The organism is Streptomyces sp. RLA123, from assembly GCF_056270165.1.
On the sequence record NZ_JBWDOR010000003.1, the window covers coordinates 4511427 to 4526960 of the forward strand.

9 protein-coding genes are annotated in these 15534 nt (G+C 74.3%); 7 read left to right on the forward strand and 2 right to left on the reverse strand.

The annotated features are described in order from the left end of the window. Positions 1-196: 196 nt before the first annotated feature. A complete protein-coding gene (locus RV983_RS20555; RefSeq protein WP_475987223.1) occupies positions 197-1174 on the forward strand; it encodes a carbohydrate-binding protein in 978 nt (325 codons plus the stop codon). A 25-nt stretch (positions 1175-1199) separates the two neighbouring features. On the opposite strand, the gene RV983_RS20560 is transcribed toward RV983_RS20555, so the two are convergent. Further along, positions 1200-2138 (reverse strand): 1-phosphofructokinase family hexose kinase, encoded by a 939-nt coding sequence (locus RV983_RS20560; protein WP_475987224.1) that lies wholly within the window; start codon positions 2136-2138, stop codon positions 1200-1202. 165 nt (positions 2139-2303) lie between these two features. Here RV983_RS20560 and RV983_RS20565 point away from each other — a divergent pair, with 165 nt between their 5' ends. From RV983_RS20565 to RV983_RS20575, 3 genes are all read left to right on the forward strand, one after another. Beyond that, positions 2304-5228 carry an AfsR/SARP family transcriptional regulator gene (locus RV983_RS20565; protein WP_475987225.1) on the forward strand — a complete coding sequence of 975 codons (2925 nt, stop codon included), beginning with the start codon at positions 2304-2306 and terminating at the stop codon, positions 5226-5228. Positions 5229-5278: 50 nt separating this feature from the next. After that, positions 5279-6208 (forward strand): SCO0930 family lipoprotein, encoded by a 930-nt coding sequence (locus RV983_RS20570; RefSeq protein WP_475987226.1) that lies wholly within the window; start codon positions 5279-5281, stop codon positions 6206-6208. Positions 6209-6582: 374 nt separating this feature from the next. Further along, positions 6583-7113, forward strand: a complete 531-nt coding sequence (locus tag RV983_RS20575; RefSeq protein WP_475987227.1) for a sigma-70 family RNA polymerase sigma factor — start codon at positions 6583-6585, stop codon at positions 7111-7113. 40 nt (positions 7114-7153) lie between these two features. On the opposite strand, the gene RV983_RS20580 is transcribed toward RV983_RS20575, so the two are convergent. Beyond that, entirely contained in the window at positions 7154-8593 is a 1440-nt protein-coding gene (locus RV983_RS20580; RefSeq protein ID WP_475987228.1) for a hypothetical protein, read from the reverse strand. A gap of 155 nt (positions 8594-8748) precedes the next feature. Between RV983_RS20580 and RV983_RS20585 the strand changes: the two genes are divergently transcribed. The 3 genes from RV983_RS20585 to RV983_RS20595 all read left to right on the forward strand — a co-directional run bounded on the left by RV983_RS20585 (position 8749) and on the right by RV983_RS20595 (position 15447). Further along, positions 8749-10611: an ATP synthase subunit B family protein gene (locus tag RV983_RS20585; protein ID WP_475987229.1), complete on the forward strand. Its 1863-nt coding sequence runs from the start codon at positions 8749-8751 to the stop codon at positions 10609-10611. Between the two features lie 82 nt (positions 10612-10693). Next, on the forward strand, positions 10694-10987 hold the full coding sequence (locus tag RV983_RS20590; RefSeq protein ID WP_319662927.1) for a WXG100 family type VII secretion target: 294 nt from the start codon (positions 10694-10696) through the stop codon (positions 10985-10987). A 59-nt stretch (positions 10988-11046) separates the two neighbouring features. Beyond that, a complete protein-coding gene (locus tag RV983_RS20595) occupies positions 11047-15447 on the forward strand; it encodes an FtsK/SpoIIIE domain-containing protein (RefSeq protein ID WP_475990388.1) in 4401 nt (1466 codons plus the stop codon). Positions 15448-15534 lie beyond the last annotated feature (87 nt).

Consider the following 15534-nt stretch of genomic DNA (forward strand, 5'->3'; position numbering starts at 1 on the left):
CATCTCGGAGGGTTCGCGGCCCGCGGCCGCTCGTTTCGGACGGGTAGGCTACCCGGGGCAGGGATGTGTCCGCCCGTGACAGCCGCGGATGAATCGATCATGAACATTGACCATCCGGAGAGCGCAGTCCCTTATGCCGGGTCGCCCGGCACTGGTACGGCTGTGCAAGCGATAGGCAGTGGAAGGTGAAGAGCGGATGACGGCCGGCAACAACGGCGCCCCCGAGCCCGGGAACGACGACCCCTTCGGGTATCTGTACCGGCAGGACGGCGAGGACGCGGGTCAGACGTCCGTCGCGCAGCCGGGCGTGCCCCGCACGTCGTACAACCAGGTCCAGCGGGTCGGCGAGCGCCGCCAGCAGCAACAGCCCCCCGCCTACGGCTACCCGCAGCAGCAGCAACAGCAGCAGCGGCCCCAGCAGCCTGGTTACGGCCAGCAGCCCCCGCAGCAGCAGCCGGGCTACGGGCAGCAGTCGCAGGCGACCCAGGCCATGCCGCAGCCCGCCCCCGCCGGTTCCGGCGGCGGCCGCCGCGCCGCGGCCTCGCGCTCCACCGGCCCCAACAACAAGGGCCTGCTGATCGGCGCCGTCGCCGTGGTCGCGGCCGTCGCGATCGGCATCGGGATCGCCATGGCCAACGGTTCCGGCGATGATGCGCAGGCGGGGAACTCCCCTTCGGCGACCGCGTCCGCCGGCACCGGCGACGGCAACCCGGAGCCCTCCGGCAGCCAGGACGCGGGCGGTGAGCTGCCGGGCAAGACCGACGCGGCGAGCCTCCCCCTGTCGGGCGGCGCCCACATCGCGTCGGATGTGCCCGGCGCCAACGCCGCGGACGGCAAGTACGTCGCCGGGATGGAGACCGTGGGCGCCACCGCCACGTGGAAGTTCACCGCGCCCGACGACGGCGCGTACACCCTGTTCGTCGACTACTCCGTTCCCGGCGCGGACGGCAACGCGACCATAACGGTCAACGGCTCGAAGCAGGCACGGCCCATCAGCCTGTCGAACTGGTCGCACGCCAAGCCGGGTGACTACGAGCACGCCTGGACCAACTCCTTCAGCTACATCGCGCTGAAGAAGGGGGAGAACACGGTGGCGCTGTCCTGCGAGGCGGGCAACCAGTGCAACTTCTACCTCGACCGGGTGTGGGTGGAAGAGGGCCAGCACAAGAGCTGACGCGCCCGGGGCGGGTCGGCACGGACTAGCGCGGTTCTTCCTCCGCGCGGGTGACCTCGATCCGCCCGAGCAGGTCCGCGTACGTCCCGCGGTCGAACTCGCCCGCCACCGGCGCGGCCACGGTCGCCGCCGACAGCGCCACGGCGCGGGCGAGCCTGCGGGGCCAGTCGAGGCCCTCGACGAGACCGGACAGCAGGCCGGCGACGGCGGAGTCGCCCGCGCCGGCCGGGTTGCCGGAGACGGGCGCGGGCGGCCGGGCGCGCAGCACGGAGCCGTCCTCGGTGAGGACGAGGAGGCCGTCGGGGCCGAGTGAGGCCGCGACGGCGCGGGCACCGCGGCGCCGGGCGTCGCGGGCGGCGCGCAGGGGCTCCAGCGCTCCGGTGAGACCGGCCAGTTCGCCCGCGTTGGGCTTGACGAGGTCGGGCCGGGCGGCCAGTCCGCGCCGCAGCGGCTCGCCGCTGGTGTCGAGCAGCACGGGTATGCCCGCACCCCGCGCGTCCCGCACGAGGTCGGCGTAGCAGCCGACGGGCAGTCCGGGCGGCAGGCTGCCGCACAGCGCGACGGCCCGCGCACCGTCGTCCAGGAGCTTGCGGTAGGCCCCGAGGAAGGCCGTCCACTCCTCCGAAGTGATCGTCGGGCCGGGCTCGTTGAACATGGTCGTGTCACCGCCCGACACGTCCACGACGCCGACCGTGCGCCGGGTGGTGCCGGAGATCGGGACCAGGGCGTCGGTCACGCCGTCCACATCGGCCAGGTGGTCCCGCAGCAGGGCACCGGCGGGGCCGCCCGCGAAGCCGGTCGCCACGGCCTCGTGGCCGAGCGCGGCGAGCACGCGGGCGACGTTCAGCCCCTTGCCGCCGGGGCGTTCGGCGGTCTCCGACACCCGGTGGGTGGTGTACGGCCGCAGCCGGGGGACGCGGTAGGTCACGTCGAGGGCGGCGTTCAGCGTGACGGTGACGATCACCGCGTGATCCCTTCGAACAGCGGGTGCGATGGGAAGGGATCATGCCAAAGGAACGCTCCCGGGCACAGACCCCGCCCTCCGCCCGGCCGCCCTTGTTCGCGATGCCGGGCGGGGCCGTTCGGGTTGGGCGCGACGCGATCCGGCGGGCATGCCAAGCTTGGCCGGGTGGTGGTGCGCTTCCAGATCCTCGGGCCGGTCCGTTCCTGGCGGGACGGTGCCGAGATCACGCTGGGCCCGCCGAAGCAGCGGGCCCTGTTCGCACTGCTGCTGGCCCAGAGTGGGCAACCGGTGCCGTTGCACGCCATTTTGGACGCTCTGTGGGGCCAAGAGCCCCCCACGACCGCCGTCAACGTGGTCCATCGGCACATCGGCGGGCTGCGCCGGCTGCTCGAACCCGGGCTGCCGTCCGGGGCCGCCTCGCGCCGTCTGGTCCGTGACGCGGGCGGCTACCGCCTGGAGGTGGAGCCGGCGGAACTGGACCTGCTGCAGTTCCGGGCGCTGCGCACACAGGCGCGGAATCTGGCGCAGCGCGGCGACCGGGCGCGGGCCACGGGCCTGCTGGTCGAGGCGCTGGGTCTGTGGCGGGGCCCGACGGCCTCCGGTATCGCGCCCGAGGTGCGGGCGCACCCGGTCTTCGCCGCCGTGGACAACGAGCACCTGGTCGCCGTGAAGGAGGCCGCCGGGTACGCGCCGGCGGCGGGCGAGGTGCTGACGGAGCGGGTGCTGATCACCCTGCGCCAGGCCGCCGCGCACCACCCGCTGGACGAGGTGCTCCAGGCCCGGCTGATCGACGTGCTGGCCGCGACCGGGCACCAGGCGGAGGCGCTGGAGGTCTACCAGGGAGTACGGGCCCGGATCGCCGACGAGCTCGGCCTCGATCCGGGTCCCGAGCTGCGGGAGGCGCAGCACAGGGTGCTGGACGGCACGGCCGTGGACCGGCCGGCGCCGGCGGAACCGGCGCCCGCGTCCGGGGGCCCCGCCGCTGACGGAGCACACGCCGCACACGCCGCACACGCAGCGGACGTCACGGCGGACGCCCCGGGAGACACCGCGCTGCTGCGCCCGGCGCAGCTGCCCCGGGACCTCGCCGCCTTCTCCGGGCGGCGTTCGGAGCTGGAGCTGTCCCGGACGCTGCTTCCCGTCCCGGCGGAGCCGGCGCAGGCCGTGGTGATCAGCGGCATGGCGGGGGTGGGCAAGACCACCCTGGCCGTGCACTGGGCCCATCAGGTCGCCGACCGTTTCCCGGACGGCCAGCTCTATCTCGACCTGCGCGGCTTCCACCTCACGGGTGCGGCCATGGGCACGGCCGAGGCGCTGCGCGCGCTGCTCGACGCCTTCGGGACACCCGTCGGCCGTATCCCCGCGGGGCTGGAGGCGCAAGCCGCGCTCTACCGCAGCCTGCTGGCCGGCCGCCGTGTCCTGGTCGTGCTGGACAACGCCCGCGACTCCGAGCAGGTCCGTCCGCTGCTGCCGTCCGCGCCCGGCTGTCTGGCCGTCGTCACCAGCCGCCATCAGCTCCAGGGGCTGGTGGCCGCCGAGGGCGCCCGTTCGCTGACCTTGGACCTGCTCGGCGAAGGCGACGCGGAGGAACTGCTGGCCCTGCGGCTGGGTGCCGAACGGGTCGCCGCGGAACCGCAGGCCACGGCGGAGATCGTGGCGCTGTGCGGGCGGCTCCCTCTGGCGCTGGCCATCGTCAGCGCCCGCGCGGCCCTGAACCCGGGCTTCCCGCTGTCCGCCATCGCCGACGAGCTGCGGGAGAGCCACGGCAGCCTCGACGCCTTCACCGGCGAGCCGCCGCTGGGCGACGCGCGCTGCGTCTTCTCGTGGTCGTACCAGGCGCTGAGCCCGGAGGCGGCCCGGCTGTTCCGGCTGCTGGCCGTGCACCCCGGTCCCGACTGGTCGCCGGCCGCCGTGGCGAGTCTGGCGGCCCGGCGCGCCGGGCCGACGCGCGCGCTGCTCACGGAGCTGGTCCGGGCGCATCTGCTCTTCGAGAACGCGCCGTGCAGGTTCTCCTCGCACGGGCTGCTGCGGGCGTACGCGAAGGAACTGGCCGGCGAGCACGACGACCCGGCGGAGGCGGCCGCGGCCGGCGTCCGGCTGTTCGACCACTACCTGCACAGCGCGCACGCCGCCGACACCGCGCTCGCCCCGCACCGCGAACGGATCGCGCTGAGCCGCCCGGCGGCCCACACCGTTCCCGAGCGCTTCACCGACGAGCGCGCCGCGGCCGACTGGCTGGACGACGAACGGCCCGTGCTGCTGGCCGTCATCGAGCACGACGGCCGGTACGGGGACGGGGCGCACAGCTGGCGGCTGGCCGTCGTGCTGGAGCTGTACCTGGACCGCAACGGCCGCTGGCAGGAACAGAGGACGGCCCAGACCACGGCCACCACGGCCGCGCAGCGGCAGGGCGACGTCCTCGGCCAGGCCCACACCCACCGGGCGCTGGGCTTCGCGCTCGGGCGGCTCGACCGCTGGGAAGGCGCGCGCGAACATCTGCTGCGCGCCCTCCAGTTGTTCGGGGAGATCGGCGAACCCTGCGGTCAGGCCCGGGTCCACCGCTACTGGGCCTTCCTGTCCAACCGGCACGGACGGCACGCCGACGCGCTGCGACACTACGGGCTCGCCGGCGAGCTGTACCGCTCGGCAGGGCAGCTCAACGGCGAGGCCAGCGTGCACAACGAGGTCGGCTGGACGCACATGCTGCTCGGTGAGTACGACAAGGCCCTGAAGGAGTGCAGCCGTTCGCTGGCCATCCACCAGGAGACCGGCGACCGCAACGGCGAGGCCGCCGCGTGGGACAGCCTGGGCTGCGCCTACCACCAACTGCACCGTCACCAGGAGGCGCTGGACTGCTTCCGGCGGGCGCTGCTGATATTCCGGGAGATCAGGGACGCGTACCTGGAGGCCGACACCCTCGTGCACATCGCCGACACCCACATCGCCACCGGCGCCACCACCGGCGCGGCAGGCGCGCTGCGGCAGGCGCTGGCCATCCTGGACGGCATCGGCCATCCCGACGCCGAGGGGGTCCGCGAAAAATTGCGCGACACCGGACTGAACCCAGGGGTGCCACGGGTCCGTGTATAGCGGCGTAGCTCCAGCGCGGAGCGGACGTCTGGTGGACCTGAGGAAGTGCGATGAACAAGAACGCGCGGAACGCCCTGTTCCTGACCGGTACGGCCCTGGTGCTGACGGCTGTCACGGCCTGCGGTACGCAGACCGGCACGGGGGCCGCACCGGCGTCGGTGCAGCAGCCGGTGGTGAACGCGGTGTCCGGCTATCCCAGTGTGGGCGACACGGAGTCGGCCCCGCCGGTGACGGAGGCGGCGTCCGGACTGGCAGTGCGCACCGACGCCAAGCTCAAGACGATCGTCGTCGACGGCAAGGGCAGGACCGTCTACGTCTTCAACAAGGACACCACGCCCGGCACATCGAGCTGCGAGGGCGACTGCGCGGTGCAGTGGCCGCCGGTCCCCGCGGACGACACGCAGACCGCGAAGGGCCTGAACCAGGACCTGCTCGGCTCCATCACCCGCACCGACGGCTCCCAGCAGCTCACGCTCGCGGGCAAGCCGCTGTACTACTTCGCCAAGGACACCCAGGCCGGTGACACCAACGGCCAGGGCGTCAAGGGTGTTTGGTACGCCGCCGAGCCCGACGGCTGGAAGGCCGGGGTGGAGCGCCCGGCCCTCGGCGTGCTGAACGACCCGAAGCTCGGGAAGATCCTTCAGGACAAGAACGGCCACACGCTGTACCTGTTCACCAAGGACCAGCCGTGGCCGATGAAGACCGCGTGCGACGCGGCCTGCCTGCAGAAGTGGACTCCCACCGCCCCGGTCACCGCCGCCGACGCCAAGGCCGCGGGCCTCGGCGCCACGGCGCTGTTCACCTTCAACACGCCGAACGGCACCGCACAGGAGGCCTTCAACTGCTGGCCCGGTTACACCTTCAAGGGCGACAGCCGGCCCGGCGACACCAACGGCCAGAACGTCAAGGGCGTGTGGTTCGCGATCAAGAAGGACATCACGGTCGACCGCGGCAAGACCGTTCCGGCGGCCAAGGGCTGACCGCCCCGGCCCGGGCGGCGCGTCCGCGCCGGCCCGGGGGCGTGCCGGCGGCCCGCCCGGGGCAGCCGACGCCCCGGCGGGCCGTCGCCGCGTCCGGTCCCGCGGGGTTGCGGCGCCGGTCGTCAGAATCGCGTCAGCTTTTCGGCATCGGTGCCTGCCTACGATCGCGCCACGCGCTGCTTCCGCCAGGAACATCGCCGAAGCAGGCACGAACCTTCGTGCCCGTCGGGCGTCGGGCCCCACATCCGGTCCGGCCCGGCGCCCGCCCCGCCCCGTCCTTCGGCGATCCGCCGCACCGCTCAGGCCGTGCGACGGTGCCGGTACGAGAGCCGGGAGCGCTGACGGGGAACGAGCTGTGCCTTCCAGGACCGACCATGACTCATGCCGCTGCGCCGGGTGTCCGCCCCGCGGCTCGTTCCGGACATCTGCTGACCCTGCTGGTGGCCGACCACGGCAAACCGCTGCTCGCCTACGTCGAGCGCCTGCTGCGTGACCGCCACCTGGCCGAGGACGTCGTCCAGGAGACCCTGATCCGGGCCTGGCACCACACCGACCGGCTGTACGGCAGCGAGGGCTCCGTACGGGGATGGCTGCTCACGGTGGCCCGCAACCTGGCCATCGACCGCATCCGCAGCGCCCGCTCCCGTCACGAGACGGTGGGCGCGGAGCACCACGACGTGCTCCAGCCCGACCACGCCGACGCCGTCCTGGCCTCGGTCGACGCTCGGGCCCTGCTGCGGCACCTGTCGCAGGAGCACCGAGAAGTGCTGGTGCACACCTATCTGTTCGGCAGGACCGTCCAGGAGACGGCCCGGATCCTCGGGGTCCCGGCGGGCACGGTGAAGTCCCGGCAGCACTACGCGCTCAGCAGTCTGCGCAGCCGGGCCGGCGTCGCGGTGCGCTGACCGCACAGCCGGCCCGGGCCGTACACTCCGCTCGGGCCGTTCAGGCGGGGACCGTCAGCCGCAGCCCGAGCACGGGGATGTCCACGCCGCCGTCCGCGCCGGCCTGCCAGCGCCAGTGGGCGCCGCCGACGTCGCCGCAGACCAGTCCGGTCCACCCGGCCCCGCCGGGACCGCACAGCTCGGCCAGTTCGGCGGCCTCCGATCCGGTGGGCGTGCCGGCGATGACGACCAGGCCCCTGACCGGCCGGCGGGCGGCGGCGGCGCGCACCGTGCCGTGGGCCCCGGGCGCCGGAAACGCCTGCCTCCCCGCGCCCGCCTCGATGCGGACGACCTGCCGGAGACCGCCGGGCAGGGTCAGCAGCGAGGTGTCCTCGCTGCCGCGCAGGACGGTCACCGGGGTGCCGGGGCGGCTCCGGGCGACCTCTTCGAGCAGGCCGTTCACCACGTCGTGGGCGACGGCGCGGTCTCCGGTGACACTGAGGATCCCGTCGAGCCGGCTGAGGTCGTAGAAGACCGGCTCCCCGTCCGCTTCGACGCCGACGCGCACCAGGCAGGCCCGGTCGTCCGGGGCCCGGGACGCCGCCGCGGTGTCGGCGGTGCGACGCCACCGTGTGCCCTCCGGCCCGTCGAGTGCCGTCCAGGGGGCGCCCGGCACGTCTCCGGGGGTCAGCCACGCGGTCACGCCGGCGCTGTCCACGCGCAGGGCGTGCACCGGTCGCTCCGGGACGTCCCCGGGGCCGGACAGGTCGGCGGCGGCCGCGTAGGCGCGGTGCACGGAGCCGGCGTCGGCGGCGAAGCGCCGGCTCAGCGTACGGCGCAGGGCCAGCCGGCGCCGCCGGGCGACGGGATCGCCGAGCCGGCGCACCGTGCGGCCCGCGGCGGCCCACGCGGCGCGCACCCGGCGCCTGCCGACGATGCCCGCGGTCACCAGGGCGAGCAGCACCGCGCCCAGCACCGCGATCGCGGCCGGCAGCGGAATGGTGAACGCGCCGCCGGTCCCCGTCGCCGTCCCCGTGTCCGTGCCGGTGGCGGTCGGGGGCGCGGAGGCGTGCTGGGCGGCGGTGTCCCGGGCCAGCTGGACGTCGGGGCCGGAGGCGTCCTGCGGCAGGCGCAGGATCCAGCCGGGGTGCAGTTGCTCGTCCGGGCTGGTGAGGGCGGAGCCGTCGGCCTGCGCCTGCCCGCGGTTGAGGTCGAAGATCTCACCGGCGCGCGCGGGGTCGCCGAGGGTGCTCGCCGCGACGGACGACAGGGTCGCGGGGACGCCCCCGACCGTCGCGGTGTCCTGCACCACGAACACCTTCACCAGCTGGTCGTCGGCGCTCGCCGGGGCGGCGCTCGCCGCGAACAGGGCCCAGAGCGCGAGCAGTACCGCGGCCGCGGCGCGGCGTACGGCCGTCCCGTGGGCGGGTGCGGGTGCGGTCGTCGCGGCACCCGGCCGGTGCCGCCCTGTGGCGCTGACGCCGTCTCTCATCGTCTCCACCCAAGTCGTCGTGTGCGTGCCGGGCCCCCCGGTCCCCGGCTCCGTCACTTCCTACACGGAGCGCCGCGGGAAAAAGGTTCGAAAGAGATCTGAACCAAGTCCCGGTGGGTGCCGTGTGGCAAGCGACAACGAACACGGACCTGGGAGGGGCAAGGATGGGACGCCGGAACGCGAGCGACGAGGACTTCCGCCTCGTCGGGCTCGACCGCGACCCGACGCCGGGGGATCCCGATCTGATCCGGGGGGTCGTCAAGCGGTACCAGGACGTCGGCGACGCGGCGGAGAAGGCGCTGAACATCCTCAAGAAGGACGGCACCGTCTCCCGCGGCCGGGGCTCGGCCATGGACCAGCTCAAGGAGAAGATCGGCGACGACCTTCCCGACAAGCTGAACAAGACGGCGACGTCGTACCACGACGCGGCCCGCGCCTACAGCGACTACATCCCCCGCCTCCAGGACGCGCAGGACACCTTCGACCGCGCCGTCGACCAGGCCCGCTCCGCCGCGGCCAAGGCGGGCCAGACCCCCAAGGCGCTCGGCGAGAACCCCACCGACGAGGAGAAGTCGCAGGCCCGCGCGGTCCAGGACGACATCGACGCGGGCAGCAGCGAGCTCGGCGCGGCCAAGAGCCTGGCCCAGCAGGCCAAGCAGATGCGGGAGTCCGCCCAGCGCACCTGCGCCGACGTCCTGGACCGCGCGGCGTCGGAGGCGATTCCCGAGCGCAACGTCTTCCAGAAGATCGCCGACTTCTTCAAGGACTTCCCGTTCGTCCAGATCCTGCTGGCCGCGCTGATCGCCGTGGTGGCCGTGTTCTTCCCGGTGGTGGGCGCGCTGCTCGGCGGGGCGTTGTTCGTCTTCAACCAAGTGGTGGCGAGTCAGACGGGCGGCGTCAAGGCGGGCGACTTCGTCGCCGGACTGATCGGCATCATCCCCGGTGCCTCGCTGTTCCGGCTCGGCAGCAAGGCGGTCCAGGCGATCGCCCCGGGTGTGGTCGCCGCGATCAAGAACTCCGGGACCATCGCCAAGGTCTCCGGGACGATCACCAAGGTCGGCGACTCCGTCACCGCCAACAAGGCGGTCGGGGCGGTGCTGGCCAACCCGGTGGGCAAGACGGCCGTGGATGTCACCGGCAAGTTCCTGACCAACTCCGCGCTGGAGGCGGGCGCCAAGGCCGCCAACCACGACAAGATCACCGCGGCCGGCGTCTTCGCCGGGGCCGCGGCAGGCGCGGTGGCCGGGACGGCGTTCAAGGGCGGTATCGGCAGGATCGGTTCCGCGCGCGGCAATCCGCCGGTCCCTGCCGGAGGCGGCGGGCGGTTCGGCGACACCACCGATCCCGCGCTGGGCGACACGATCGGCAAGCGGGCCTCCGACCAGGTCGGCGGCTTCGTCGAGGAGGGCTCGACGCTCGGAGCGAAGATCGGTGTCGGGGTCGCCCAGGGCGGCGACCCCAACGAGGTCGCGGCCGGGGAGATCGCCAACTCCGCGCCCAAGCTGGGTTCGGGACCGGTCGGTGTCGCGGGGCTCGGACGCAAGATCGACGGTGTCGCCGACGGCATCCCCGTCAAGGGCTCCACGGGCCCGGGCGCCACCGCCCCGGCTTCCCACGCGGGCACCGGCCCGGCGCCCGCGGTGGACCCGGCGAATGTGCCGCTGCCGCCGTCGCCGACCTCGCCCACCGGGCCCGGCGCGCACACCCCGCCCGCTTCGCCGACCCCGCCCGCGGCCCCTGCCGCCCCGCACACGGGATCCGGCCCGGCGCCCGCGGTGGACCCGGCGAACGTGCCGCTGCCGCCGTCGCCGACCTCGCCCACCGGCCGACCGCCGCTGACCCCGCTGGACATCCCGCCGCAGAGCCCGGCGAGCCCGCAGGGCACCGGCGCCTCACCGGCCGGTTCCGGTTCCGGCAGCGACGGCTTGGCCACCGCGCCCACCAGCCCCGCCGGCAGCGACGGCTTCGCCACCGCGCCGAACAGTCCCGCCGGAGGCGACGGGACGACGGGCTCCGACGGCCGCTAGCGCCGCCCCGGACCCGCACCTTCACAGACCTCCGTCCCCCGGAGGGACGGATGCTTCACCCGATCACGCAAGGAGTACCGACATGCCCGACTACCGCGTCAACTCGGACGAGACCGCTTCCACCTCGCAGGCGCTGCTCAACGACTTCTCGCAGCTCCAGGACAAGCTGAGCGAGGTCAAGGGAAAGATCTCCAACCTGCTCGCCAACGGCTACAGCACCCCGGCGGCCCAGCAGAAGTTCTCGCCGTTCTTCGACGAGTTCGCCAAGGGCTTCGACCAGGTCAACCAGGGTCTGCAGGGCATCGGGCAGTACGTCCGGTCCGTCGGCGACGCATTCTCCCAGACCGACGACCAGCTCGGCTCCAACCTCGGCTGAGGCCGGTGCCCCCGTCGCCCCGTCCCGCCCCTTCGTGAGAAAGACGATGCATCGTGCGTTTGAACGTCAGCGTCCGTGACCCCCGGGTCGAGGGGGTGTCCACCACCGTCGTCGTCGAGACCGAGCCGACCGCGCGGGCCGGCGCCCTCGCGGCCGAACTCGCGCGGGCCGTCGACCACGAGGGGGCCGGCGGGACGGGGGCGGGGGATCCCGCCCTGTACACCGGGGCCGGGGAGATCGACCCGGAGGCCACGCTTCAGGCCGCCGGGGTGCGCGACGGCATGGACCTCGGGCTCGGGTCCGCCCTGCCGGCGGAGTCCGAGCCGGAGGGCCGCACCGAGATCCGGCTGGTGTCGGGGCGGGGCGCGGGCACGGTCTTCCGGCTGGTGCCCGGTGAGTACGACCTCGGCAGCGACCGCACCTGCCGCATCCGGCTGGCCGAGGACGCCCCGGCGTTCGCGGCCCGGATCCGGGTGCGGCTCGACGGCGGCGCGGAACTGCTGTCCGCCGCCGACGCGTTGCTCGACGGCAGGCCGCCGGCGGCCGGTACGGCCTGGCGCGAGGGCAGTCAGCTCGCCGTGGGCGACACCCTGCTGGAGCTGGCGTCGCGCGAGGCGGCGACCGCGCCGCTGACCCCGGCCGCCGATGGCCTGGGCCTGGAGTTCAACCGGCCGCCGCGCTTCCTGCCCGCTCGCGCGGGCGGCAAGTTCCGGCTGCCGACACCGCCCGTGCGGCCCGACAAGCGGCCCGTCCCGCTGCTGCCGATCCTGCTGCTGCCCGCGGGCAGCGCCGCGATCGCCGTCTTCGTCACCAAGAGCTGGGTCTTCGTCTTCATCGCCCTGCTCTCGCCGCTCGCCGCGCTGTTCACCCAGTTCGGCGGGCGCAAGCAGGCGATGCTGAAGTACCTGGAGAAGAAGGAGGAGTACGAGGGCACGCTGCGACGGGTCGAGGCGGACGTCGAGTCCGCCGTCCTGGAGGAGCAGCGCGGCCTGCGGCTGTCGCTGCCCGATCCGGCCTCCCTGCTGCAGATGGCCGTGCGGCCGTCCGAGCGGCTGTGGGAACGACGCTGGCAGGACCCCGACTTCCTGTCCGTGCGGGTGGGGACGGCGGATCTTCCCTCGTCGCTGAGCGTCGAGGACCCCACCCAGGACGAGCACCGGCGCATCACCGTGCCGCTCCTGGGCCAGGTGCCGGTCTCGGTGCCGCTGCGCAGGGCGGGAGTGGCAGGGCTCGCCGGTCCCGGCGCGGAGCGGCTCGCCGGGTGGATGACGGCCCAGGCCGCCGCCCTGCACAGCCCGGCCGACCTGCGGATCGTCGTGCTCGCCGGGCCCGACGGGGAATCGGCGTGGTCGTGGACCCGCTGGCTGCCGCACGCGCAGGCACAGGGCGAGGACGCCTATGCGCTGGTGGGCAGCACCGCGGAATCGCTGGCCCGCCGCATCGGCGAACTCGGCCAGATCGTCACGTCCCGTATGGCGGCGGGACCGGATCTGGTCCGCGGCGGCGTCCACGGCTACCCCGACATCCTGGTCGTGCTGGAGCAGGCCCGCAGGGCCCGCTCGCTGCCCGGCGTGATCGCCCTGCTGCGCGACGGGCCGTCGGTGGGTGTCCACACCCTGTGCATCGACCGCGAGGAGCGGCTGCTGCCCGAGGAGTGCGGCGCGGTCGTCGTCACCGGGGACGCCGCGAAGGGCGTCTCGCGGGTCCGCACCGGAACGGGCTCCGCCCTGGAGGGCGTACGCACCGACTCGCCGGAGCCGGCCTGGTACGACCGCTTCGGGCGGGCGCTGGCGCCGCTGCGTGGCGTCGGGGACGGCGACGAGAGCGCCCTGCCCGGATCGGTGCGGCTGCTGGACCTGCTGGGCATCGAACCGCCCACCGCGGAGGCGGTGGTGGCCGGCTGGTCGCTCGGCGGCCGCAGCACGCGGGCGATTCTGGGCACCGGCTACGACGGGGACTTCTCGGTCGACCTGGTCCGCGACGGACCGCACGCGCTGATCGCGGGCACCACCGGTTCGGGCAAGTCCGAGCTGCTGCAGACCCTGGTCGCCACGCTCGCGGTCGTGAACCGGCCGGACGAGATGACCTTCGTGCTCATCGACTACAAGGGCGGCAGCGCCTTCGCCGAGTGCGCCGACCTGCCGCACACCGTCGGTCTGGTCACCGACCTGGACACGCACCTGGTGGAGCGCGCCCTGGTCTCGCTCGGCGCCGAACTGCGGCGCCGGGAGACGCAGTTGGCGGGGGCCGGAGCCAAGGACATCGAGGACTACCTCGACAAGCGGTCCCGCGGCGGCGACGTGCTGCCGCCGCTGCCCCGGCTGCTCCTGGTCGTCGACGAGTTCGCGTCCATGGTGCGCGAACTGCCCGACTTCATCTCGGGCCTGGTCAACATCGCCCAGCGCGGGCGCTCGCTGGGCATCCACATGGTGCTGGCGACCCAGCGTCCCGGTGGCGCGGTCACCCCGGACATCCGGGCCAACACCAATCTGCGGATCGCGCTGCGCACCACGGACACCACCGAGAGCCGGGACATCATCGACGCCCCCGACTCCGGTGAGATCTCGCCCGCCAACCCGGGACGCGCCTACGCGCGCCTCGGACCGTCGGCGCTGCTGCCGTTCCAGTCCGGGCGGGTCGGCGGCCGGCGGCCCGGCGGTGCGGTCGCCGCGGGCACCGAGGTGCCGGTCCGGGCCCACGCGGTGACCTGGCGGGAGCTCGGCGGCCCGCTGCCCACCGGCCGCTCCCGCAAGGGCGGTTCGGGCCTGGCCCAGGCCGAGGCGGTCACGGACCTCGCGGTCCTCACCGCGGCCGTCGCCCAGGCCGCGCGACTGGCCGACGTGCCCCGGCAGCCCAGCCCCTGGCTGCCCGCGCTGCCGGAGGTGCTGGAGTGGACGGCTCCGCCCGCGCCCGGGCCGGCCGTCGACCGGGAAGCCGAACTGCCGTCCGTCGCCTACGGGACGGTGGACCTGCCCGCCCGGCAGACCCGCGCCCCGCTGGAGTTCGACATCGACCGGGCGGGCCATCTGCACCTCATCGGCTCGCCCCGCAGCGGCCGTTCCCAGTCGCTGCGCACCCTCGCCGCGGCACTGGCGCAGGCGCACGGCGCGGACGACGTCCATCTGTACGGGATCGACTGCGGCAACGGCGCGCTCAACGCGCTGACCGCGCTGCCGCACTGCGGAGCGGTCGTGGACCGCAACCAGGTGGAGCGTCTGGGCCGGCTGCTGGACCGGCTGAACGCCGAACTCACCGCCCGGCAGGGCGTGCTCGGCACCCGCGGCGCCGCCGACCTCGCCGAACTGCGCCGCAGTCAGGCCGCGGGGGAGCGACTGCCGCACATCGTGCTCCTGGTGGACCGCTTCGAGGTCTTCGAGCGCGAGTTCACCGCGTACGACAACGGCAGCCTCATGGAGCGCATGATCAGGCTCCTGCGGGACGGCGCCGGCGTCGGTGTCCACCTCGTGCTCGCGGGCGACCGGGTGCTGGGCTCCAGCCGGTTCTCCGGCACGACCGAGGACAAGATCGTCCTCAAGCTCAACGACCGCCAGGACTACTCGTCGGTCGGCGTGCCGTCCAAGTCGGCGCCGAGCGACCCGGCCCCCGGGCGCGGCATCCGCACCCTGGACCTCGCTGAGGCCCAGATCGCGGTCCTGACCGGCGACCTCTCCGGAGCGGCGCAGGGGCAGTTCCTCACCACTCTCGGCGCGGCGCTCGCCGAGCGCGAGGCCGGGGTGCCGCAGGAACGCCGGCCGCTGCGCCTGGACGTCCTGCCGGACCGGATCGCCTACCGCGACGCGATACCGCTGCACACCCGCCGCGGGCCGATGCGCCCGCTGGTGGCGGTCGGCGGCGACAGCCTCACCTCGCTGGGCCCGGACCTCGCCGACGTCCCCACGTTCGTCGTCGCCGGACCCCCGCGGACCGGCCGCAGCACGGTGCTGCTCACCGCGGCGCACTCGCTGCTGGCGGAGGGCACGGGCCTGGTCCTGCTGGTGCCGCGCCGCTCACCGCTGCGCGATCTGGAGGGCAGGCCCGGGGTGGCGGCCGTGATCACCGACGCGCAGGTGACGGTCGAGGAGTTCCGGCAGGTGCTCGGCGACATCCCGCAGGACAACGCGGTGGTCGTCGTGGACGACGCCGAGCTGTTCATGGGCGCCGACATCGACGCCGACCTGGCGCTGCTCGCCCGGGGCGGGGCGGGCAACGGCTGGGGCGTGCTGGCGGCGGGCAACGCCGAGTCGCTGGCGCTCAGCCTGGCCGGCTGGATGGGCCAGGTGAAGCGGAACCGCACCGGCATGCTGCTGTCGCCTCAGGGCCTGGCCGACGGCGAGGTCATCGGCGTCAAGCTGTCCCGCGGGGTGGTCGGCCAGGCTCCGCAGCCCGGCCGCGGTCTGCTGCACCTCGGCGACGGGTCGGTGCGGGCGGTGCAGGTGCCGCTGTCCGGCACGGAGGTCTGACGCCGGGTACGTACACGAAGGGCGGCCGGGACGCGATGTCCCGGCCGCCCTTCGTGTACGTACCCGGTCTCAGGAGGCGCGGGTCCA

Excerpts from the sequence above, each read along its gene's own strand:
- RV983_RS20555 (WP_475987223.1), top strand. The coding sequence starts at position 197 with ATGACGGCCGGCAACAACGGCGCCCCCGAGCCCGGGAACGACGACCCC.
- RV983_RS20570 (WP_475987226.1), top strand. The coding sequence starts at position 5,279 with ATGAACAAGAACGCGCGGAACGCCCTGTTCCTGACCGGTACGGCCCTG.
- RV983_RS20575 (WP_475987227.1), top strand. The coding sequence starts at position 6,583 with ATGACTCATGCCGCTGCGCCGGGTGTCCGCCCCGCGGCTCGTTCCGGA.
- RV983_RS20585 (WP_475987229.1), top strand. The coding sequence starts at position 8,749 with ATGGGACGCCGGAACGCGAGCGACGAGGACTTCCGCCTCGTCGGGCTC.
- RV983_RS20590 (WP_319662927.1), top strand. The coding sequence starts at position 10,694 with ATGCCCGACTACCGCGTCAACTCGGACGAGACCGCTTCCACCTCGCAG.